At 66.3% G+C, this 20,608-nt stretch carries 23 protein-coding genes; 13 read left to right on the forward strand and 10 right to left on the reverse strand.

Annotated elements, in window-relative coordinates:
• Window positions 1-20: 20 nt before the first annotated feature.
• Window positions 21-905: a DMT family transporter gene (locus tag ACFOHJ_RS12880; RefSeq protein WP_378220974.1), complete on the reverse strand. Its 885-nt coding sequence runs from the start codon at window positions 903-905 to the stop codon at window positions 21-23.
• 227 nt (window positions 906-1,132) lie between these two features.
• Between ACFOHJ_RS12880 and yddG the strand changes: the two genes are divergently transcribed.
• A complete protein-coding gene (gene yddG / locus ACFOHJ_RS12885; protein ID WP_378220976.1) occupies window positions 1,133-2,038 on the forward strand; it encodes an aromatic amino acid exporter YddG in 906 nt (301 codons plus the stop codon).
• Between the two features lie 4 nt (window positions 2,039-2,042).
• Here yddG and ACFOHJ_RS12890 read toward each other — a convergent pair whose 3' ends face one another.
• Window positions 2,043-3,248, reverse strand: a complete 1,206-nt coding sequence (locus ACFOHJ_RS12890) for an aromatic ring-hydroxylating oxygenase subunit alpha (protein ID WP_378220978.1) — start codon at window positions 3,246-3,248, stop codon at window positions 2,043-2,045.
• Window positions 3,249-3,508: 260 nt separating this feature from the next.
• On the opposite strand from ACFOHJ_RS12890, the gene ACFOHJ_RS12895 reads away from it, so the two are divergent.
• Both ACFOHJ_RS12895 and ppa read left to right on the forward strand, forming a co-directional pair.
• Window positions 3,509-4,015 carry a GNAT family N-acetyltransferase gene (locus ACFOHJ_RS12895; protein ID WP_378220980.1) on the forward strand — a complete coding sequence of 169 codons (507 nt, stop codon included), beginning with the start codon at window positions 3,509-3,511 and terminating at the stop codon, window positions 4,013-4,015.
• A gap of 120 nt (window positions 4,016-4,135) precedes the next feature.
• The gene (ppa, locus tag ACFOHJ_RS12900) at window positions 4,136-4,666 is read left to right on the forward strand and encodes an inorganic diphosphatase (protein WP_378220981.1); all 531 of its coding nucleotides are present in this window, start codon (window positions 4,136-4,138) and stop codon (window positions 4,664-4,666) included.
• A 32-nt stretch (window positions 4,667-4,698) separates the two neighbouring features.
• Here the strand turns inward: ppa and ACFOHJ_RS12905 are convergent, their stop codons facing one another.
• Complete coding sequence (locus ACFOHJ_RS12905; protein WP_378220983.1) at window positions 4,699-5,556, reverse strand: LysR family transcriptional regulator; 858 nt, start codon at window positions 5,554-5,556, stop codon at window positions 4,699-4,701.
• A 164-nt stretch (window positions 5,557-5,720) separates the two neighbouring features.
• On the opposite strand from ACFOHJ_RS12905, the gene ACFOHJ_RS12910 reads away from it, so the two are divergent.
• Window positions 5,721-6,647, forward strand: coding sequence for a DMT family transporter (locus ACFOHJ_RS12910; protein ID WP_378220985.1), 927 nt, complete (start codon window positions 5,721-5,723; stop codon window positions 6,645-6,647).
• Between the two features lie 49 nt (window positions 6,648-6,696).
• Here ACFOHJ_RS12910 and ACFOHJ_RS12915 read toward each other — a convergent pair whose 3' ends face one another.
• Genes ACFOHJ_RS12915 through ACFOHJ_RS12925 form a run of 3 tightly spaced genes read right to left on the reverse strand, consistent with a single transcriptional unit; the run spans window position 6,697 to window position 8,402 of the window.
• Window positions 6,697-7,068, reverse strand: a complete 372-nt coding sequence (locus tag ACFOHJ_RS12915; protein ID WP_378220987.1) for a response regulator — start codon at window positions 7,066-7,068, stop codon at window positions 6,697-6,699.
• 51 nt (window positions 7,069-7,119) lie between these two features.
• On the reverse strand, window positions 7,120-7,662 hold the full coding sequence (hpt, locus tag ACFOHJ_RS12920) for a hypoxanthine phosphoribosyltransferase (protein WP_378220989.1): 543 nt from the start codon (window positions 7,660-7,662) through the stop codon (window positions 7,120-7,122).
• 23 nt (window positions 7,663-7,685) lie between these two features.
• Window positions 7,686-8,402 carry a hypothetical protein gene (locus tag ACFOHJ_RS12925; RefSeq protein WP_378220990.1) on the reverse strand — a complete coding sequence of 239 codons (717 nt, stop codon included), beginning with the start codon at window positions 8,400-8,402 and terminating at the stop codon, window positions 7,686-7,688.
• A 192-nt stretch (window positions 8,403-8,594) separates the two neighbouring features.
• On the opposite strand from ACFOHJ_RS12925, the gene ftsE reads away from it, so the two are divergent.
• The 3 genes from ftsE (at window position 8,595) to ACFOHJ_RS12940 (ending at window position 11,047) form a co-directional block, all read left to right on the forward strand.
• Entirely contained in the window at window positions 8,595-9,254 is a 660-nt protein-coding gene (ftsE, locus tag ACFOHJ_RS12930) for a cell division ATP-binding protein FtsE (protein WP_378220993.1), read from the forward strand.
• Entirely contained in the window at window positions 9,247-10,260 is a 1,014-nt protein-coding gene (locus tag ACFOHJ_RS12935) for a cell division protein FtsX (RefSeq protein WP_378220996.1), read from the forward strand. Before ftsE ends, ACFOHJ_RS12935 begins: the two co-directional genes overlap by 8 nt.
• A gap of 97 nt (window positions 10,261-10,357) precedes the next feature.
• Entirely contained in the window at window positions 10,358-11,047 is a 690-nt protein-coding gene (locus tag ACFOHJ_RS12940; protein WP_378220997.1) for a YdcF family protein, read from the forward strand.
• Window positions 11,048-11,078: 31 nt separating this feature from the next.
• Here the strand turns inward: ACFOHJ_RS12940 and tlpA are convergent, their stop codons facing one another.
• Entirely contained in the window at window positions 11,079-11,774 is a 696-nt protein-coding gene (gene tlpA / locus ACFOHJ_RS12945) for a thiol:disulfide interchange protein TlpA (RefSeq protein ID WP_378220999.1), read from the reverse strand.
• A gap of 33 nt (window positions 11,775-11,807) precedes the next feature.
• Here tlpA and argH point away from each other — a divergent pair, with 33 nt between their 5' ends.
• The 3 genes from argH (at window position 11,808) to lysA (ending at window position 14,821) form a co-directional block, all read left to right on the forward strand.
• Window positions 11,808-13,208 (forward strand): argininosuccinate lyase, encoded by a 1,401-nt coding sequence (gene argH, locus ACFOHJ_RS12950; RefSeq protein ID WP_378221000.1) that lies wholly within the window; start codon window positions 11,808-11,810, stop codon window positions 13,206-13,208.
• 65 nt (window positions 13,209-13,273) lie between these two features.
• Window positions 13,274-13,480, forward strand: coding sequence for an LPS translocon maturation chaperone LptM (lptM, locus tag ACFOHJ_RS12955; RefSeq protein WP_378221003.1), 207 nt, complete (start codon window positions 13,274-13,276; stop codon window positions 13,478-13,480).
• Window positions 13,481-13,552: 72 nt separating this feature from the next.
• Complete coding sequence (gene lysA, locus ACFOHJ_RS12960) at window positions 13,553-14,821, forward strand: diaminopimelate decarboxylase (protein ID WP_378221006.1); 1,269 nt, start codon at window positions 13,553-13,555, stop codon at window positions 14,819-14,821.
• Between the two features lie 71 nt (window positions 14,822-14,892).
• On the opposite strand, the gene ACFOHJ_RS12965 is transcribed toward lysA, so the two are convergent.
• The gene (locus ACFOHJ_RS12965) at window positions 14,893-16,209 is read right to left on the reverse strand and encodes an ammonium transporter (protein ID WP_378221008.1); all 1,317 of its coding nucleotides are present in this window, start codon (window positions 16,207-16,209) and stop codon (window positions 14,893-14,895) included.
• 223 nt (window positions 16,210-16,432) lie between these two features.
• Window positions 16,433-17,305, reverse strand: coding sequence for an acyl-CoA thioesterase II (gene tesB / locus ACFOHJ_RS12970; protein ID WP_378221009.1), 873 nt, complete (start codon window positions 17,303-17,305; stop codon window positions 16,433-16,435).
• Between the two features lie 102 nt (window positions 17,306-17,407).
• On the opposite strand from tesB, the gene ACFOHJ_RS12975 reads away from it, so the two are divergent.
• The 3 genes from ACFOHJ_RS12975 to ACFOHJ_RS12985 all read left to right on the forward strand — a co-directional run bounded on the left by ACFOHJ_RS12975 (window position 17,408) and on the right by ACFOHJ_RS12985 (window position 19,756).
• Complete coding sequence (locus ACFOHJ_RS12975; protein WP_378221011.1) at window positions 17,408-18,667, forward strand: ubiquinone biosynthesis hydroxylase; 1,260 nt, start codon at window positions 17,408-17,410, stop codon at window positions 18,665-18,667.
• Between the two features lie 48 nt (window positions 18,668-18,715).
• Complete coding sequence (locus tag ACFOHJ_RS12980) at window positions 18,716-19,192, forward strand: YbaK/EbsC family protein (protein ID WP_378221014.1); 477 nt, start codon at window positions 18,716-18,718, stop codon at window positions 19,190-19,192.
• Window positions 19,193-19,318: 126 nt separating this feature from the next.
• The gene (locus ACFOHJ_RS12985) at window positions 19,319-19,756 is read left to right on the forward strand and encodes an OsmC family protein (RefSeq protein WP_378221016.1); all 438 of its coding nucleotides are present in this window, start codon (window positions 19,319-19,321) and stop codon (window positions 19,754-19,756) included.
• Between the two features lie 205 nt (window positions 19,757-19,961).
• On the opposite strand, the gene ACFOHJ_RS12990 is transcribed toward ACFOHJ_RS12985, so the two are convergent.
• Window positions 19,962-20,603 (reverse strand): DUF480 domain-containing protein, encoded by a 642-nt coding sequence (locus tag ACFOHJ_RS12990; RefSeq protein ID WP_378221017.1) that lies wholly within the window; start codon window positions 20,601-20,603, stop codon window positions 19,962-19,964.
• Between the last annotated feature and the right edge of the window lie 5 nt (window positions 20,604-20,608).

Genomic DNA, 20,608 nt, shown 5'->3' on the forward strand with positions numbered 1-20,608 from the left:
CGGGAGGCGAGGTCGCCGGTTCAGGCCTGGCGGCGGGGGCGTCGCCGGGGCAGGACGCCGAGCACCAGCATGCAGCCGGCGACGATGATGGCGGCGCCGCCGATCTGGATCGGGGTAAGCGGTTCCCTGAGCAGCAGGGCCCCCACCAGCACGGCGATGACCGTCACCGCGAATTCGACGCTGATGGCCCGCGTCGGCCCGATCGTCGACACCAGCCTGAAATAGATCACGTAGGTCAGGGCGCTCATGACGCAGGCCAGGATGACCAGATAGAGGAAATCGACCGGGCCCGGCATGGCGGGGACCGGCACCACCAGCAGAAGCGGCAGCGTCATCAGGCCGCCGGCGAGGAACGACCCCGCCGCGACTTCCAGCGAGCCGGCCGTCCGCAGGTGCAGGCTGGCGTAGTTGCTGCCGAAAGCCGCCGAAAACGACGCGGATATGCAGGCCGCGCAGCCGAGTAGGAAAGTGGTCGTTACCGGCACCGCGGGGAAGCCGACCAGAAGCACGATGCCGCCCATGCCCAGCAGCAGCCCGACCAGCCGGGGCGTCGTCAGCCGCTCGAGCCCCCAGAACTGGCTGATCATCATGGAAAACAGCGGAATGGCCGCCACCAGGATCGCGGACATGGCGGTGCCGATCAGCGGCGTGCCGTAGGACAGGCCGATCAACTGCCCCGCCACCGTGGTGGCGCCGACGACGGCATAGGGCCGCCAGCCGAGGCTGAAGGAGAAGTTGCGCCGCAAAACCCTGGCCATGCCCATCAGCGTCGCGCTGGCCAGCAGGCAGCGCAACGTCACCGCGCCCACCCAGCCGAAGGCGGCGACGACCTTGACCAGGACGAGGAAGGACAAGCCCCACGCCACGGCCAGGAAGAGGTAGTCGACGATATCGCGAACACGCATGGAGGGGAAAGGCCTTTGGCTGCGGCAGCGACGCTGCTGCCGGCGGCTCCTAGGGCTTCCCGAGTGCCGTGGCAAGCATCCGATCTGCGTTGCTGCGGCATGCCTTCCCTCGCGCCGTGACTGCTCGTACCGGGTGTCGCGCGTCTGACAGAAACCGGTCGATCCCGAACAGCGTGGTGCGGGGATTCCATGGCAGAGGCGGCGGATAAATTTTCCCCGGTGCCCCGATGACCAGAACCTTCTCCACGCTGATCGGCTTTGCCGCGATCCTGACATGGTCCTTCCTGGCGCTGCTGTCGACCGCGTCCGGGCAGGTGCCGCCGTTCCAACTGGCGGCGATGACCTTTTTCCTCGGCGGCATGGTCGGCGCTGGAAGCTGGCTGTTTCGCCCGCAGGCCATCCGCTCGCTGCGCCAGCCTTGGCCGGTATGGGCGCTCGGCGTCGCCGGGCTCTGCATCTATCACTGCGCCTATTTCTTCGCCATCCAGTCGGCGCCGCCGGTCGAGGCGAGCCTGATCGCCTATCTGTGGCCGTTGCTGATCGTGGTGTTCGCCGCCTTCCTGCCGGGCGAACGGCTGCGCGCCCATCATCTGGTCGGCGTGCTCCTGGGGTTGGCGGGCGCGGTGATCGTCATCACCAAGGGCGGCAGCGTCGGGCTGGCCGACGGCATCCGGACCGGCCATGTCATCGCGCTGTTTTGCGCCTTCGTCTGGTCCGGCTACTCGGTGCTGTCGCGCCGCTTCGGCGCGGTGCCGACCGACGTGGTCGCCGGCTATTGCCTGATCACCGCCGCCGTCGCCTTCACCCTGCATCTCGGGCTCGAGACGACGGTCGTTCCGCAAACCGCGACGCAGTGGGTGGCGATCGCCGTGCTCGGCACGATCCCGCTCGGCGCCGGCTTCTACGCCTGGGACTGGGGCTGCAAGCACGGCGACATCATGGTGCTCGGCGCGCTGTCCTACGCCGCGCCGCTGTTCTCCACAGTGGTGCTGCTCGCGGCCGGCTACGGCGCCTATCACTGGTCGGTGGCGGCCGCCTGCGTGCTGATCACCGCCGGTGCGCTGATCGCGGCCAAGGACATGGTTTCGAGGCGGCCGAAGCCGGCCGAACCCGCACCGGCGCAGGCGGCATAGCGCTTTACCCAGCCTGTTGCGTGCGTAGCCTTTCGTTCAGCGCCGCCATCTCCTTTTCCTCGGGCGCGGTTTCGCGGGTAAGCACCGGCAGCACCTTGCGCAGATGGTCGTGGTGGGTGCGCACGCCATATTCCAGGTCGGACAAATAGAAACCGTTGAAGGAACGCGACAGCATCGATTCGTTCGACCACACGGTCAACTGCACGTCCTCGCTCATCGTGTCGCGGTCGATCCGGTAGGAAAGGTAGCGCGCCGCCGCCTGCGCTCGCGATTCGTCGCGGTAGCGGTAGACGGCGCCGCGCAGCAGCGTCTGCCCGGTCGACAGCGGAAACTCCTGGTAGAACTGCACCGATTCCGGCATCAACGAAATGACGGCATTGGGGAAGATGCCGTAATAGACCCAGGCGTTCTTCAGGTAGTCCGGCAGGCGCGCCTGCTCGGGCGCGAGCGCGGTGTAGCGGCGCACGCTCCAGCGGCGGCCGGCATTGCGGTTATAGGTGGCGAAGGAGCGCGACAGGCCGTTGACAAACGGTTCGTCGAAATAGGTCGGCCCGTAAAGGTCCTGCAACGCCGGATGCGCCATGGCGACGTGGTAGCCCTCGTTGTCGACGTCGCGCACCGATTTCCAGTTGACCGGTGAGGTTTGCGTCCAGACGCCGGAAGCCGGCACCATGGTCTCGGATCGGTAATGCGCCATCTCCGCCTCGACGGGCTTCATCAGTTCGGCAACGGAAGGCTGCGGGCCGCTGCCGATGCGGATGAAGACGAAGCCCATCCAGATTTCCACGTCGAGCGGCAGCAGGCCGAACTCGTTCCTGTCGAGTTCGGGGAAGGTGGCCGGGCGCGCCGCCCCCCGAAGCGTGCCGTCGAGGTTGTAGACCCAGCCGTGGAAGGGGCACACCAGCGCGTTGCGGCAGTGGCCCTTGTCGTCGGCGACGACGCGGCTGCCTCGATGCCGGCACATATTGTTGAAGGCGCGCACCACGCCGTCCTTGCCGCGCAGAATCAGCGCCCGCTCGCCGACCACGTCCATGGCGAGATAGTCGCCGGCTTCCGGTATGTCCGAAACATGGCAGGCGATCTGCCAGTGGTTGCGAAAGACATGCTCCTTCTCCAGTTCGAGAAGGGCCTGCGAATGGTAGCTCCAGCCCGGCAGGCCCCGGCGATCCCAGTCGTTGGGCACGGCCACGTCAAGCAGATGCGCGTTCATCGGAGCGTCTTCCATATTGAATGTTTGTTCAATAGGAGCACATTTATCTTTTAATTGCAATGTTTTGGCTGGACGGGGCGTTTTCCCGTCCGACGATCCCGAACCCCGACCTGCCCGAAACCGCCGACTTTTCCATGACTTAGGCAAGGGTGCGGAGGCGTTTCGCAGCGTGCGGCAAACGGCGGGTGCGGTGAAAAACGCAGCCCCGATGACGCTGGATATCTTGCATTCGCCCGGCACGCGTTTATGGTTAAGAAACTATGAACACGTTGACGATCGACATCCGCAAGGCCGAACCGCGTGACGCCGTCGCGATCGCAGACGTGCACCAGCAGGCCTGGCAGGGAGCCTATGCCGGCATCATCCCGCACAAGGCGCTGATGGCGATGATCAACCGGCGCGGTCCCGACTGGTGGGCCAACGCCATCCGCCGCGCCGCTACCGTGCTGGTCATCGAGATCGGCGGCCGCATCGCCGGTTACACCACGGTCGGACGCAACCGCGCCCGCGAACTGAAGCAGCAGGGCGAAATCTACGAACTCTACCTGCGGCCGGAGTACCAGGGCATCGGGCTGGGCAGCCGCCTGTTTGCCGCGGCCCGCGCCAGGCTTGCCGACAACGGCCTCAAGGGGCTGGTCGTGTGGGCGCTGGAGGAAAACCAGAACGCGCTTTCCTTCTATGCCGGCGCCGGCGGCCGCGACATCGCCGAGGGCGTCGAGGTGTTCGAGCAGAAGGCGCTGAAGAAGGTCGCTTTCGTCTGGGAATGACCCCAGGCGCGTCGTTGCCCGCGCTTCTTTTCAATCCGACATCGATGTTGAACGAATCGCCGCATTGCCTGCCGCGACACCAACCGCTATCGGATCGGCAACGATAGAGGAAACACCACCATGCGCATCGAAGCGATCACCACCGGAAGCAATCCGCCCGAGGATGTCAACGTCATCATCGAGGTGCCCGTCGGCGGCGAGCCGATCAAATACGAGATGGACAAGAATGCCGGCACGCTGGTCGTCGACCGCTTCCTGTACACGCCGATGCGCTATCCCGGCAATTACGGCTTCGTGCCGCATACGCTGTCGGGTGACGGCGACCCGATCGACGTGCTGGTCTGCAACACGCGCGCGCTGATTCCCGGCTGCGTCATCAATGTGCGGCCGATCGGCGTGCTGTTGATGGAAGACAACGCCGGCATGGACGAGAAGGTCATCGCGGTGCCGTCGCCGCACCTGACCAAGCGCTACGAAAACGTATCCAACTACACCGACCTGCCGCAGATCACGCTCGACCAGGTCGCGCACTTCTTCGAGCACTACAAGGATCTTGAGCCCGGCAAGTGGGTCAAGCTCGGCGGCTGGCGGGATGCCGCCTATGCCAAGAAGATGATCGTCGAGGCCATCGAGCGCGCCGGGACCAAGTAACCCGGCCGGTCGCCGGGCCGCCGGCGATCCCGTTATCGGCTGGTGAAAGCCTCGCGGATCGCCTCCGCCATGCCGTCGATCGCCTCGCCGGTGGCCAGCGGGTTGCGCCGCAGCACCACGTTGGACGAATCGATGTCGCCGAAGCCGTCGGCCGCCGTCAGTTCGCGGCAGCCGGCCGGAATGTTGCTGCGCGAGATCGGCGCGATGGCAAGGCCGGAGGTGACGGCGAGCTTGAGCCCGCCGGTGGTGTCGCTCATATAGGCGATGCGGTGGTTGAGGCCGCGCTGCTCCAGCGAGCGCATGGCGAAGTCGCGGCACCAGCCGTCGCGGCTGTAGAGCGCGATCGGCACCGGCCGTTCCTCGTGGACGGGATGCAACATCGACGTCACCCAAACGGTGGGGTCTTGCATCAGCACCTCGCCGCCGCCGAAATCCTGCCATTCGAAGACGACGGCGAGGTCGAGTTCGCCATCGGCCAGCGCCTGCATCTGCGCCGGCGAGTGGGCGTAGCGCACGGTGACTTCGACCTGGGCGTGCCGCCTGGAAAAGGCGCTCAGCGCCCGCGACAGGATCGCGTGGCCGTACTCCTCGGGAATGCCGATGCGCACGGGGCCATCGAGCGGCGGCGCCCGCATCGCCGCAGCGGTTTCGTCCAGCATGGTGACGATGCGCCGCGCGTTTTCGATCAGGTCGGCGCCCCGCTTCGTCAGCACGACGCCGCGCGAGCCGCGCGCGAACAGCGTGCCGCCGACGATCTCCTCCAGCTTCTTGATCTGCATCGAAACGGCCGATTGCGTGCGGCCCGCCTTGCTGCCCGCCCGGGTGAAATTGCCGGTCTCCGTCACCGCGACGAAGGTCCGTAACAGGTCGCTGTCCAGCGGAGTCCGCATCGGCTTGTTGCCATAAGAAATTTTCATCGTAGCTATGATTTCAATTCGTTTGAACTATGTCAAACGCTGGCGGATAGTTCGTCGTCCTCACTCGCACCCGCTGCCGCCCGGTGGCGGGTTCTTTTTGCGCCGACGCCCTGACGCCGGTGTTGGAGAAGAACACGATGCATAGCGGCCTGCTGCGCGGTATTGCCTGCTTATGCGTGGGGATATTGGTGTTTTCCCTGCAGGACCCGATCATCAAGGCGGTCTCGGCGCGCTACCCGCTGACCGAGGTCATGGCCATTCGCTGCCTGGTGGCCTTCCCCATCCTCATGGCCATCGTGCACCGGGAAGACGGGCTGCGGGCCCTGCTTTCGCCGCGCCTCAAGCTGCTGGTGCTGCGGGCGACGATCCTGTTCTTCTCCTATACGTTTTACTACCTGGCGATTGCGGCGCTGCCGCTGGCCGATGCCATCGCGCTGTTCTTCACCGCGCCGCTGTTCATCGTCGCCATGGCCGGCCCCTATCTCGGCGAGCGCATCACCGGCCGCACGCTCGCGACCATCCTGCTCGGCATGGCCGGTGTGATCTTCATGCTGCGCCCCGGTGCCGGCCTGTTCGAGTGGGCGGCGCTGCTGTCGCTGGGCTCGGCCGCCTTTTACGGATTCGCGCAGTTGATGGCGCGCAAGATGGGCGATTGCGAATCCGCCGGCGTCATGACCTTCTACCAGAACGGCATCTACCTGGTCGGCGCCATGGTCGTGGCGGCCTTCTTCGAGACCGCCGGCCTTACCCATGCCGTGCATCCCAGCCTGGAATTCCTGGTGCGGCCGTGGACCTGGCCGACGCTCTCCGATTTCGCCCTGATGGCGGCCTGCGGCTTCATCGCCTCGGCGGGCATGATGCTGTTGTCGCAGGCCTACCGGCTGGCGTCCGCCAACCGCGTGGCGACGTTCGAATATACGGGCATCCTGTGGACGCCGCTCTGGGGCTTCGTCTTCTTTGCCGAAATACCGCGGCAGACGACCCTTATCGGGGCTGCGCTGGTGGTGGGCGCGGGCCTGCTGGCGCTGGGCTCGGGCCGGCAGCGGCGTTCGGCCGTCGCCTGAGCGTCTGATCCAAAAGTCATCACACGGGGGCTGCCGAAGGCAGGCCTCGTCAGGCGAAGCAGACCAGCGCCCGTTCGACGCGGGCGCGGATTTCGGCCAGCGTGAAGGGCTTTTGCACGACATCGAGGATGACGCCGTCGAGTTCCTCCGCCCGCTCGCGCTGGTCGGCATAGCCCGTCATCAGCACGATCTTCAGGCCGGGGAACCGGGAAGCGGCGGCTTTCGCCATTTCGATGCCGTCCATCGCCGGCATGCGGATGTCGGAGACGACGATATCGTAGCCGCCTTCGGCGGCGGTGATTAGGGACAGGCCCTGCAGGCCGTCCTCGGCGATATCGACACTATGGCCGGCGCGCTCGAAAGCGCGGGCGGAAAGGGTGCGGACGGACTCGTCGTCCTCGACGATCAGAAGCTTTGCCATGCGCCGACTCTTGCCGGCAATAAGTTGAATTTTCCTGAAGCCGGCGGCAAATCACGCGTCGCCGCGCACGATCCCCACGAACGGCAGTTCGCGGAAGGCGTGGCCGGCGTCCATGCCGTAGCCGACGACGAAATGGTCCGGGCAGTCGAAACCGACATAGTCGGCGTTGAGGTCGGTCTGGCGGCGCATGCGCTTGTCGAGCAGCACGGCGATGGAGCAGCTCCGGGCGCCGCGCGACAGCATCAGCTCGCGCGTGAACTTCAGCGTCTTGCCCGATTCGAGGATGTCGTCGATCAGAAGGATGTCGCGCCCGGCGACCTCGTTGTCGATGTCGCGCAGCACGCGGACCTCGCCGCTGGTGGTGCCGGCGCCATAGCTGGAGATGAAGATGAATTCCATCTCCGGCGACAGGCCGACATCGTGCATGGCGCGGATGAGGTCGGCGGCGAAGATGAAGGAGCCCTTCAGGATCGAGATGACGAGAAGGTCGTGATAATCCTTCTCGGCGATCTCCTTGGCCAGTTCCAGGTTGCGCCTGGCAATGGCCGAGGCCGCGAACAAAACTTCGATTTCCTTGCCGCGAACGACTGGCATGGTCGCGTTCTCCGGGTTGTCGCCTATTCGGCAAATGCGACCGAAACGGTCCTTACTCCGTTCTTAGGCAGGTCGAGCCGGCTCGAAAAGGCAAATCTTTCGCCGGGCGCCAGCGCACGCCCGGCTGTCCCCAACGTATAGCGGGTGACGCGGCCGTCCTCGCCGGTGACCCTTATCTCCAGCGGCGGCAGGGGCAGGGTGCCGTCGCCGTCGTTGGCGGCCTCGCCGTCGACGAAAAGCAGCGGTTTTGCGCCGGAAACATCGACGCGCGAATTGACGCCCGAAAGGGTAAACGCCGCCGCTTGCGGGGTGTCGGCGAACAGCGGCAGCCGGCGCACCATCACGTCGCCGCCCGAAACCCAGAAGGCGGCCAGCGCGATGCCGACGCCGACGCTCCAGAACGCCGGCCCGCCGCGCGATGCGGGCTGCCGCTGCGGCGGCGCGTCGGGTTTGCGCAGCATTGCCATTCCTTCGACCGGTGGCGGCGGCGCGGTTTTTCCCAGGATCGCTGGCTCGCATCGCTGTGGCGTTGCCGCAGAATTCCTCTCCCGCTTGTGGGGAAGGGTCAGGGGCGCTGAAGCCCGCGACGAGAGCGGATTCTGCACATGCGGCAGGATTTCATAGTCGGCGTCGATGATCTCATGCAGTTCGGCGGCGGAGATGCCGGCGGCCGCTGTCGGTCCTGCCCGGTCAGTCATGATTTCGCCGGAAACCGGGCGTGCCTTGTGCGCGTCAGCCATGCTGGCCTTGAAGTGCCCCAGTTTTTCCGTGTCTTTCTTTTGCGTAAATGGGAATGGTTAACATTTTCCGACCGGAGTGCCCGTGAAGAGCCACAAACGCCAGGAAATTAACCGGCGCTTAACCATACCGACCCATGGTCGGCCGGAAAAACAGGGTGGTTCGCCGCTCGAAACAGTCCCAGGTCGTCGAACGTGATCCGCTTCGAAAATGTCGGCCTCCGCTATGGCATGGGTCCGGAAATCCTCCGCGACATCTCGCTGCACATACCGGAGCGCTCGTTCCAGTTCCTGAGCGGCCCTTCGGGCGCCGGCAAGACGACGCTTTTGCGCCTTTTGTTCATGTCTCTGAAGCCGACGCGCGGGCTGATCACCATCTTCGGCAAGGATCGCGCCCGCATCACGCGCGCCGAACTGCCGCTTTTGCGCCGCCGCATCGGCGTCGTGTTCCAGGATTTCCGCCTGCTCGACCACATGACCACCTATGAGAACGTGGCGCTGCCGCTCAGGGTGCGCGGGCGCGAGGAAGCGAGCTACCGCACCGATGTCGTCGAACTGCTCAAATGGGTCGGCCTCGGCGAGCGCATGCACGTGCTGCCGCCGGTGCTGTCGGGCGGCGAAAAGCAGCGCGCCGCGATCGCCCGCGCCCTGATCGAGCAGCCGCAGATCCTGCTTGCCGACGAGCCGACCGGCAATGTCGACCCTCCGCTGGCGCGCCGCCTGCTTCGGCTGTTCATCGAACTCAACCGGCTGGGCACCGCCGTCGTCATCGCCACCCACGATCTCGGCCTGATGGAACAGGTGGACGCCCGCCGCCTGATCCTCTCCGGCGGAAGGCTCGACGTCTATGACTGACACCTTCGCCGTCGAGCCGCACCAGGAAGAAGCAGGCTTCGAGCCCGGCAATGAAACCGGTGTCGGGAGCGCCAGGCAAGGCGCTCACCGAAAGACGGCGTCGATCGTGCCGGCGCAGAACATCGCCGGCCGCGCGCTGGTGCTGGTCATCGCCATCATGACCTTCCTGTCCTGCCTGACCTTCGGCGCGGTGACGCTGGTGCGCGATACGGCTTCCGTCTGGGAAAACCAGATTTCGCGCGAGGCGACCATCCAGATCAAGCCGGTCGAGGGGCTCGACATGGAGGCCGCGCTGACCACCGCGGAGGGGATCGCCAGCGGCTTCCCCGGCGTGCGGGGGGCCCGGACCATCGACCGCGCCGCCACCGCCCGGCTGCTCGAACCCTGGCTCGGCAGCGGGCTCGACATCGACCAACTGCCGGTACCGCGGCTGGTGATCGTCACCATCGACGAGAACAATCCGCCCGACTTCGCCGCCATGCGCGCCGCGCTGGTGGCCAAGATACCGAGCGCCAGTCTCGACGATCACCGCACCTGGGTGGACCGGCTCGTCGCCATGGCCCGCACCACGGTCACCATCGGCGTTTCGGTGCTGGCGCTGATGCTGTCGGCAACCGTGCTGACGGTGGTGTTCGCGACGCGCGGCGCCATGGCCGGCAACGGCCACATCATCGAGGTGCTGCATTTCGTCGGCGCCGAGGCAAGCTTCATCGCGCGCCAGTTCCGCCGGCATTTCCTGCTCACCGGCATGAAGGGCGCCGCCGCTGGCGGCTTAGCTGCCATCGTCGTGTTCATCGTCTTTTCCTGGTGGTCGTCGCGCAACATGGCGACCCCCGAAGCCGACCAGGCAACCGCCCTGTTCGGCAATTTCGCCATCGGCTCGGCCGGCTATCTCGGCGTCGCCGTCCTGGTGCTGGTGATCGGAGCGCTCACTGCAGCCACCTCGCACGTCACCGTGGTCGCCTATCTCAGCGACATCGAGGTGCGCCAGCATGATCCATCCTGATCACGCCCCGCTACGTGACGTAACGGAAAGTGCGCAATTCTTCTATCAACGGTCGCCTTTCGCGGGTAACCATCAGCATATGAGTGGGCAGGATTCGGTGAGATCGGCTGCCGTGGGGCTCTCGGATTGGAGCGACAAGCGGCGCGGGGGGCGTTTGCGGCTGGTCGTGCGGGCCGGCGCGCTGGCCTTTGCCGGCGCGGTCGTGCTGTTTGCCGCCGGATTCGCCTGGTTTGCCAGCCATGTCAGCCATCTGGCCACGCCGGCGAACCCGCAAAGGGCGGATGCCATCATCGTGCTTACCGGCGGCACTGCGCGCCTCGACGCGGCGATGGAACTTCTGGAGACGGGCAAGGGGCAGCGCCTGCTCATCAGCGGCGTCCACCCTTCGGCCACCAAGCGGCAGCTGCGGATCGCTACCGGCAGCGACAAGAACCTGTTTTCGTGCTGCGTCGACATCGACTATGCCGCGCTCGACACCATCGGCAATGCCGAGGAAAGCGCGAAATGGGTGGAGCGCCATGCCTATGGCAGCGTCATCCTCGTCACCAACAACTACCACATGCCGCGCAGCCTGCTGGAGATGGGCCGCCTGCTCGGCCATGCGCGGCTGGAGCCCTATCCGGTGGTCAACTCCAACCTCGAATACGGCGGCTGGCTGACCAAGCCGGCGGCCCTGCGGGTGCTGTTCACGGAATACAACAAGTACCTGCTGGCGCTGGCGCGCGGCGTCGTGCCGGTGCGCCCGACCGCAGACGGCATTTCCTTCGCCACCGCAAGCAGCCGCTGATTTCGCTGGTTACGACTACCCCTCGGGCAGGTCAGCTGCCGAGGGCGGCTTCGATCAGCCGCTTGGCGTCGGGGCTCGCCCATTCGGCCGGGCCGTTCATGTGGCCGATCAGGCAGCCTTCGCCGTCGATCAGCATGGTTGCCGGCAGGCCGAGCGCGAGCCCCCGCGTCTTCAGGTCGTTGAACACGCCCATCGAGGCGTCGCGGTAGTGGCCGAGCGCCGTGACGCCGGTTTCCTCGAGGAACTTTTTCGGCTTGGTGTCATCGCCGGTGTCGACATTGACGGCCACGACCTCGAAGCGGTCGCCGCCCATTTCCTTCTGCAGCGTATCGAGCGCCGGCATCTCGGCGCGGCAGGGCGCGCACCAGGTCGCCCACAGGTTGAGCAGCACCGTCTTGGCCGTACCCGCCTGGCCGTTGAGGTCGGCGATGGTCATCGGCTTGCCGTCCGGCCCGTTGAAGCTCAGGCGCTTCAGCGATTGCGGCGGATCGGCGGGCAGCAGCGCCGCCACGTCGCCGGTGGCCGATGCGGCGACCGCCTTGGCCCGGTCGGCCTTGGCGGCGCAAGCCTTGTCGTCGGGGCTGTCGGCGGCGGCCAGCTGGTTGCCGGGTGTGTTGCCAGAACCGGCTTCCCTGACATATACCGCGACCGCGCCGGCCAGCACGCCAGCCAGCAGGGCGACGACGATGAGGCGCGGGGCCGGGAAGAGTTTTCTGTTTTCTGCCATTTCAAGAACCACTCTGCGAAACGGGTTATAGCGATGAGCGACACAAAGGCCAGCAACCAGATGTGGGGTGGACGTTTTGCCTCGGGCCCGGCCGCGATCATGGAGGCGATCAACGCCTCCATCGGTTTCGACAAGAAGCTGTATGCACAGGATATCCGCGGCTCGCTCGCCCACAGCGCCATGCTGGCGCAAACGGGCATTATTTCGGCGGCGGATCAAGAAAAAATCGCTCACGGCCTGAACACGATTTTGCAAGAGATCGAGGCCGGCAAGTTCGTCTTCTCCAACAAGCTCGAAGACATCCACATGAACATCGAGGCGCGGCTGGCCGAACTCATCGGTCCGGCGGCGGGGCGCCTGCACACCGCGCGCTCGCGCAACGACCAGGTGGCGGTCGATTTCCGGCTGTGGGTCAAGGACGAGCTGTTCCGCGTCGCCGAGGCGCTGAAGGGGCTGATCGCCGCCTTCCTCGAGCGCGCCGAGGAGCACGCGGCCACCGTGATGCCCGGCTTCACCCATATGCAGGCGGCGCAGCCGGTCACTTTCGGCCATCATTGCCTGGCGTATGTCGAGATGTTTTCGCGCGACCTGTCGCGCGTGCGCGACGCGATCGAGCGCATGGACGAAAGCCCGCTCGGCGCCGCCGCCCTTGCCGGCACCGGCTTTGCCATCGACCGGCACATGACCGCGAAGGCACTCGGCTTCCGCGAGCCGACGCGCAATTCGCTGGACAGCGTTTCCGACCGCGATTTCGCGCTGGAGTTCCTGTCGATCGCCGCGATCTCGGCCACCCACCTGTCGCGGCTGGCGGAGGAGATCGTCATCTGGTCGACGCCGCAATTCGGCTTCGTGCGGCTGTCGGACTCCTTCTCCACCGGCTCCTCGATCATGCCGCAGAAGAAGAACCCGGATGCCGCCGAACTGGTGCGCGCCAAGACCGGCCGCATCAACGGCCATCTGGTGGCGCTCTTGACCGTAATGAAGGGCCTGCCGCTGACCTATTCCAAGGACATGCAGGAAGACAAGGAAGCGGTGTTCGACGCGGCCGAGACGCTCGACCTGGCGCTGGCGGCGATGACCGGCATGGTGCGCGACCTCGCGGTCAACGTCGGGGCGATGAAGAAGGCGGCGGGCGCGGGCTATTCGACGGCCACCGACCTGGCCGACTGGCTGGTGCGCACGCTTTCGCTGCCGTTCCGCGAGGCGCACCACGTCACCGGTCGTGCGGTAGCACTGGCGGAATCGCGCAAGGTCGGGTTGGAAAAGCTGTCGCTGGCCGAATTGCAGTCGATCCATCCGGGCATCACCGACGGCGTCTTCTCGGTGCTCTCGGTGCAAAGCTCGGTCAAAAGCCGCACGTCCTTCGGCGGCACGGCGCCGGCGGAAGTGCGCAAGCAGATACGCTATTGGAAGAAGCGGCTGGCCAAGGCCTGATGGCGGGGTGCAATGCACCGCAAATTGGGCTAGAAGCGGCTTCACGGAATTTGTCAGGTGGATCGATGACCGCAAGCAGGATGATGGTGACGCTCACGCTTCTGGCGGCGCTGGCGACGGTCGTCGGCTGCGGACGCAAAGCCCCGCTCGACACGCCCTACGAGGCTGCCGTGCAGGCGCGCAAGGACGCCGAGAAGGCCAACAAGCCGGTGCTGCCGGAGCCGCAGAAACCGAACTCCGACAAGCCTTTTGTCCTCGATCCGCTTATCTGAGCTGTCGGGTCTCGTTGAAACGTTCGATACCGCGCTCGTTCGCGAGCGCCTGATTTTCCGGAAGCGCCTGTCATGAACCATTTCGACTACCGCGACGGCGTGCTCTTTGCCGAGGACGTGGCGATCCCCGATATTGCGGCCAAGGTCGGCACGCCCTTCTATTGCTATTCGACGGCGACGCTCACTCGCCATTTCCGGGTGTTCTCGGAAGCGTTTGAGGGACTCGACACGCTGGTGTGCTACGCCATGAAGGCGAACTCCAACCAGGCGGTGCTGAAGACGCTGGCGCGGCTTGGCGCCGGAGCCGACGTCGTCTCGGAAGGCGAGTTGCGGCGCGCTCTGGCCGCAGGCATTCCTGCCGCCAAGATCCTGTTTTCCGGGGTCGGCAAGACGGCGCGCGAAATGGATTTCGCGCTGGAAGCCGGCATCCTGTGCTTCAACGTCGAGTCCGAGCCGGAGCTCGAACTGCTTTCGGCGCGCGCCGTGGCGCTCGGCAAGACGGCCCCGGTGTCGCTGCGCATCAATCCCGATGTCGATGCGAGGACGCACAAGAAGATCTCCACCGGCAAGGCCGAGAACAAGTTCGGCATCGCCTGGCAGCGTGCGCGCGCGGTCTATGCGCGCGCGGCGGAATTGCCCGGCATCAAGGTGACGGGCATCGATACCCATATCGGCAGCCAGATCACCGACCTGCAGCCGTTCGACGATGCCTTTTCGCTGCTGGTCGACCTGGTCGGGCAGTTGCGCGCCGACGGCCATGCCATCGACCATGTCGACCTCGGCGGCGGCCTCGGCATTCCCTACCGCCTCGACAACGATCCGCCGCCATTGCCGGATGCCTATGCGGCGATCGTGAAGAAGCATGTCGCGCCGCTGGGCGTGACGACGATGTTCGAGCCGGGGCGCATGATCGTCGGCAATGCCGGCATCCTCGTCTCCGAGGTGATCTACCTGAAGGAAGGCGCGGCGAAGAATTTCCTCATCGTCGATGCGGCGATGAACGACCTGATCCGACCGACGCTCTACGAGGCCTTCCACGACATCCGCCCGGTCGTGCAGGCGCCGGCCGCTGCGCCGCGCATGAAGGTGGACGTGGTCGGGCAGGTTTGCGAGACCGGTGATTTCCTCGGCCTCGACCGCGACCTGCCGAAGCTGAAGGCCGGCGACCTGATCGCGGTCGGCACTGCCGGCGCCTATGGCGCCGTGCAGGCCGGCACCTACAACACCCGGCTCCTGGTGCCGGAAGTGCTGGTCGACGGCGACCGCTTCCACGTCGTGCGCGAGCGCCAGAGCTACGACGATCTGATCGGGCTGGATTCCGTGCCGGACTGGCTGGCGTAAAAAGGAGGCCCGGAACACGTCCGGGCCCCAAGGGCGTCATTCTCCCGGGGAGGAAGCCACGCCGAACTGTCCTACGGCACCACTTCGCCGTGCTGGCTGATGTCGAGGCCCTCGATCTCCTCCTGCTTGCTGGGCCGCAGGCCGCCGAGCGCCAGCTTGACAACCTGCAGGATCACGAAGGTCGCGATGCCGGTCCAGACGATGGTGAAGACGATGCCGTAAAGCTGGGTGACGACGGAGGCGTTTTGCCCGAGGCTGTTGATCGCCGGGTCGGCGAACACGCCGGTCAGCAGCGCGCCGACGATGCCGCCGACGCCATGGACGCCGAAGGCGTCGAGCGAATCGTCGTAGCCCAGCGCGTGCTTGAGCTTCACCGCCCCGAAATAGCAGACGACGCCGGCAGCGAGGCCGATGAAGAAGGCGCCGGCCGGGTTGACGAAGCCGGCCGCCGGCGTCACCGCGACGAGGCCGCCGACCGCGCCCGAGACGATGCCGAGCACGCTCGGCTTCCTCGCCACGATCCATTCGGCGAACATCCAGGTGAGCGCCGCCGCCGCGGCCGCAACCTGCGTGTTGAGTATGGCGGCCCCGGCGAGCCCGTCGGCGGCGAGCTCGGAACCGGCGTTGAAGCCGAACCAGCCGACCCACAGCAGGGCCGCGCCGATCACCGAGTAGACGAGGTTGTGCGGAGCCATGTTGGTGGTGCCGTAGCCCTCCCGCTTGCCCAGCACCAGCGCGCAGACGAGACCGGCGACGCCGGCATTGATGTGGACGACCGTGCCGCCGGCGAAGTCGAGCACGCCGGCCGAGGCGAGGAAGCCGCCGCCCCATACCCAGTGCGCGATCGGCGCGTAGACGACGAGCAGCCACAGCGCGGTGAACAAAAGCAGCGCTGAAAACTTCATGCGTTCGGCAAAGGCGCCGCAGATCAGCGCCGGGGTGATGATGGCGAAGGTCATCTGGAAGGTCGAGAAGACGAATTCGGGGATGTTGGCCACGCCCGGCGCCCATAGCGTCGACACGGTGATGCCCTGGTGGAACAGCTTGGAGAAGCCGCCGATCCAGGCATTGACCGCGCCGCCGTCCGAGAAGGCGAGCGAATAGCCGAGCGCGAACCACAGGACGGTGACCAGGCAGCAGATGGCGAAGCTTTGCATGACGGTCGCCAGCCCGTTCTTCTTGCGCACCATGCCGCCGTAGAACAGGGCGAGCCCCGGAATGGTCATCATCAGCACCAGCGCGGTGGCCGTCAGCATCCAGGCGGTATTGCCGGTGTCGAGCGCCGCCGTCGTCTGGGCATGGGCACCGGTGGGCACGGCCAGGGCAAGGATCGCCAGGACGGATCGGGCCGTCCGGCGCGGTGGGCTGGAAAGGGCAGGGGCAGTCATTGGCTTCTCCATGGGCATGGCTTGGCAGGGCAAGCGCGTCGCTGTCTGTCTCGCCGGGTCGGGAGAGACGGGAGCGACATCCACGGAATCAAGTGCCGTGCCAATCGCACGGAACGGTAGTCAAGCCTTTGTAAAGGCGACGTTTTTCGCCGGCCGGCAGGCCGACGTATGGAAAGCCCGCTCGCAGCGAATGATTAAAATATGAGCACTGTGCGAAAAATGCCTATTCGGTAGGCGGCCGGCGCAGGCGGATAAGGCCTTCCTGCGCGACCGAGGCGATCAGCGTGCCGTCTCGCGCGAACAGCGCGCCGCGGCTGAAGCCGCGCGAGCCGGACGTGGAGGGGCTGTCCTGCGTATAGAGCAGCCAGTCGTCGAGCGCGTGCTGGCGGTGGAACCACATGGCGTGGTCGAGGCTCGCCGCCTGGATGTCGGGATCGAACAGCCCGCGCCCGTGCGCGAAGGTCGAGGTGTCGAGCAGCGTCATGTCCGACAGATAGGCGAGCAGCACCGATTGCAGCGAGCGGTCCTCGGGAACCGGGCCGGTCAGCCGGATCCAGACATTCTGCCTGGGGGGCAGCTTGTCGCGGCTCTCATAATGGCGCGTGTTGACCGGCTTCAGTTCCAGCGGCCGCTCCCGCGCCCAGAAGCGGCGGATCGCCTCCGGCACATGGGACGCCCTTTCCAGCAATTCGCGCTGGTTCTGCAATTCCTCCGGCGGCGGCACGTCGAGCGGCATCGGAAACTGGTGCTCGAGGCCCTTTTCGTCGACCTGGAACGAGGCCTCGAGCGAAAAGATGGCCGCGCCGTGCTGGATGGCGACCACGCGGCGGGTGGTGAAGGAGCCACCATCGCGGATGCGGTCGACCTCGTAGACGATCGGCACCCTGATGTCGCCGGGGCGCATGAAATAGCCATGCAGCGAGTGGACGTGGCGGTCGGCCGTCACCGTGCGCTGGGCGGCGACCAGCGCCTGGGCTATGGTCTGGCCGCCGAAAACGCGCTGCCAGTTCACCTGCGGGCTGCGACCACGATACAGGTTGTGTTCCAGCTTCTCCAAGTCGAGAATGCCAAGAAGCTGGTCCATGGCCGTCGTCATGTTTTCGCGCCTTTGCGTGGGTAGGATGCGTCGGTTTCGGCCAGGAATGAAGGCCAGTCAAGGCAGGATGCGCGGGCATTGCCCGCAACGGAAGGTTCGGACATGGCGGCAGGCAAGACGGATAGCAAGAAAGCGGCCCTCGACGTGCTGGTGGCCGGCGCCGGCTATGTCGGTCTGTCCGCCGCCGTCGCCATCAAGCAGGCCCGCCCGAGCCTCGGCGTCGCGATGGTGGATGCGGCCCCGCCCGGCGTCTGGCAGAAGGATGGCCGTGCCTCGGCCATCGCCGCCGCCGCGCGGCGCATGCTGGAGCGGCTCGACGCCTGGGAAGAGATAGAGCCGAAGGCGCAGGCGATCACCGAGATGATCATCACCGATTCCCGCACCTCCGATCCGGTGCGGCCGGTGCTGCTCACCTTCGACGGCGAAGTCGCGCCGGGTGAACCCTTCGCCCACATGGTCGCCAACCACGACCTCAACGGCGCGCTGCGCCGGCGCGCCGGCGAGCTCGGCATCGATATCATCGAAGGCGTCGGCGTCAGCGCCTTCGATGTTACCGGCGGCGGCGTCACCGTTCATCTTGCCGATGGCGCGACGGTTGCCGCGCGGCTGCTGGTCGCCGCCGACGGGGTCAAGTCGAAGCTGCGCGACATGGCCGGCATCAAGACGGTGACGTGGGAATACGGCCAATCGGGCATCGTCTGCACGGTCGGGCACGAGCGCCCGCACCACGGCCGCGCCGAGGAACATTTCCTGCCGGCGGGTCCGTTCGCCACCCTGCCGCTCGCTCCTGACGAGCACGGCCGCAACCGTTCCTCGATCGTGTGGGTGGAGCGCACGGCGGATGCCGACAGGCTGGTTGCCGGCGACGAACTGGTGTTCGAGACCGAACTGGAGCAGCGCTTCAGCCTGAAGCTGGGCGAAATCCGCGTCGAGACCAAGCCGCGCGCCTGGCCGCTCGGCCTGACGCTGGCGCGGGCTTTCGTCGCGCCGCGCATCGCGCTGGCGGGCGATGCCGCGCACGGAATCCATCCGATCGCCGGGCAGGGGCTCAACCTCGGGCTCAAGGACGTGGCGGCGCTGGCCGAGGTCGTCGTCGAAGCCGACCGGCTCGGCCAGGATATCGGTGCGCTCGACGTGCTGGAGCGCTACCAGCAGTGGCGGCGCTTCGACACGGTGCAGATGGGCGTCACCACGGATGTCCTGAACCGGCTGTTTTCCAACGATGTCGGGCCACTGCGGGCGGTGCGCGATCTCGGCCTCGGCCTGGTCCAGCGCATGCCCAGCCTGAAGGATTTCTTCATCCGCCAGGCCTCCGGCCTGTCGCGCGGCACGCCCCGCCTGCTCAAGGGTGAGCCGATCTGACCGTTTCTCCCATCCATCCTTTCGACTGTCTGCATCCAGGGTTTCCGCATGTCTCTTGAATCCGTCCGCGCCTTTTTCGCAACTCATGCTCCGGACATCGAGGTTCTGGTCACCGAGGCCAGTTCGGCGACGGTGGCGCTGGCGGCCGAGGCGCATGGCGTGGAGCCGGCGCAGATCGCCAAGACCATCTGCCTGCGCGCGGGCGAGGCGACCATGCTGGTGGTGGCGGGCGGTACGTCGCGCCTCGACAACCGCAAGTTTCGCGACCGTTTCGGCGCCAAGGCCCGCATGCTCGACGCCGACGAGGTGGTGGCTGCGACCAGCCATCCGGTCGGCGGCGTGTGCCCGTTCGGATTGCCAGCGCCGCTGCCGGTCTATTGCGACGTGTCGCTGCGGGCGTTCGACGAAGTCGTGCCGGCGGCCGGCGCCACCAACGCCGCGGTGCGGCTCGATCCGGCCCGGATGGTGCAACTGGCCGGGGCGGAGTGGGTCGATGTGTGCCGCGAACCGGAACCGGTTGCCTGAGGCCGGACCGAGGCTATCGGCGGCTTCATTGATCTGGCGCAAAGACGGCGGTGGGATTCGGGCGGCCTCGATCCTATAGTGGGTGCGAGCGCCGACACTGCTGGATTTTAACCCAAGGAGAAGATCATGAACCGTCATGCCACCGCCGTCTGGAAGGGAACGCTCACCGAGGGTTCCGGCACGCTCGATGTCCAAAGCGGCGCTTTTTCCAAGCAGCCCTACTCGTTCAAGGGCCGTTTCCAGGATGAGAGCGGCAAGTCCGGCACCAATCCGGAAGAGCTGATCGCGGCGGCGCATGCCGGCTGCTTTGCCATGCAGCTTTCGCATTTCCTGGCCGAGAACGGCACGCCGGCGAGCGAACTCAATGCCGAGGCGGTGGTCACCTACGGCCCGGCGGCGGGCGGCGGTTTCGAGATCACCGAGAGCGCGCTGAAGCTGACCGGCAAGGTGCCCGGCATCGACCAGGCGAAGTTCAAGGAACTGGCCGACAAGGCCAAGGCCGGCTGCCCGGTTTCCAAGGCGCTCGGCGCCATCAAGGTGACGCTGGACGCCAAGCTGGCGTAAGCCCACCTGCTTCGGCTGGCCACGGCCAGCGCCGGAGTAGGCGTGTGTATGCTTTTCCTCTACCTCGACCGTCGCTTACCCCCACCCCTCGCCCTCCCCACAAGGGGGAGGGGCTTTTGGCGGCGTGCACCGATTCCCTTCCCGGAGGGCAGGGGGTGGGGTATGTGGCCATATACGACAGCTCTTGCGGCTGGGAGCGGGTTCCTCAGGCGCCCAAATCGTTCAGGCGGGCCGTCAGGCTTGCCACCTGTTCTTCCAGCACGGCGATGCGGGCTTCGAGCTCGGCGACGGCGGTCGATGCGGGCGCAGCGGAAGCGCTCGCCGGCACGAAGCTCGATGCCTCGACGTCGCCGCATAGCAGATGCGCGTAGCGGTCCTCGCGCTGGCCGGGGCCGCGGCCGATTTCCTTGACCAGCGCCGGCCGCTTGCCGATCAGCATGTCGAGTTCGTCCTTGAGGGCCTCGACCGACTGGAACCGCGCCATGCGTTCGGACCGGGACAGGAGTTCATAGGCCGTCTGCGGCCCGCGCAAAAGCAGCAGGCCGAGGAGGGCGGTCTGCGGCGTGGTCAGCGAAAAGCGCTGGGCGGCGAGATGCTCGTAGCGCTCGACGCGCGAGCCGAACACCTGGCGCACCAGTTCCTTCTGTTCCAGCGTTTTCAGCGCGTGATGGATCTCACCCTGCTCCAGCGCCATCACCGGCTCGCGTGCCGTCTTCTGGTTGGCGGCGGCCTGCGCGGCGTTGAGGGTGAGCGGATAGACGTCCGGCGTCAGCAGCTTCTTCTCGATGAGACAGCCAAGAATGCGCGCCTCGGTGGGGGTGAGGATGGGCAGGTCGTTGTCGGCCATGCGCC

It is taken from the genome of Aquamicrobium soli (genome assembly GCF_042646345.1).
Classification (GTDB): Bacteria; Pseudomonadota; Alphaproteobacteria; order Rhizobiales; family Rhizobiaceae; genus Mesorhizobium; species Mesorhizobium soli_A.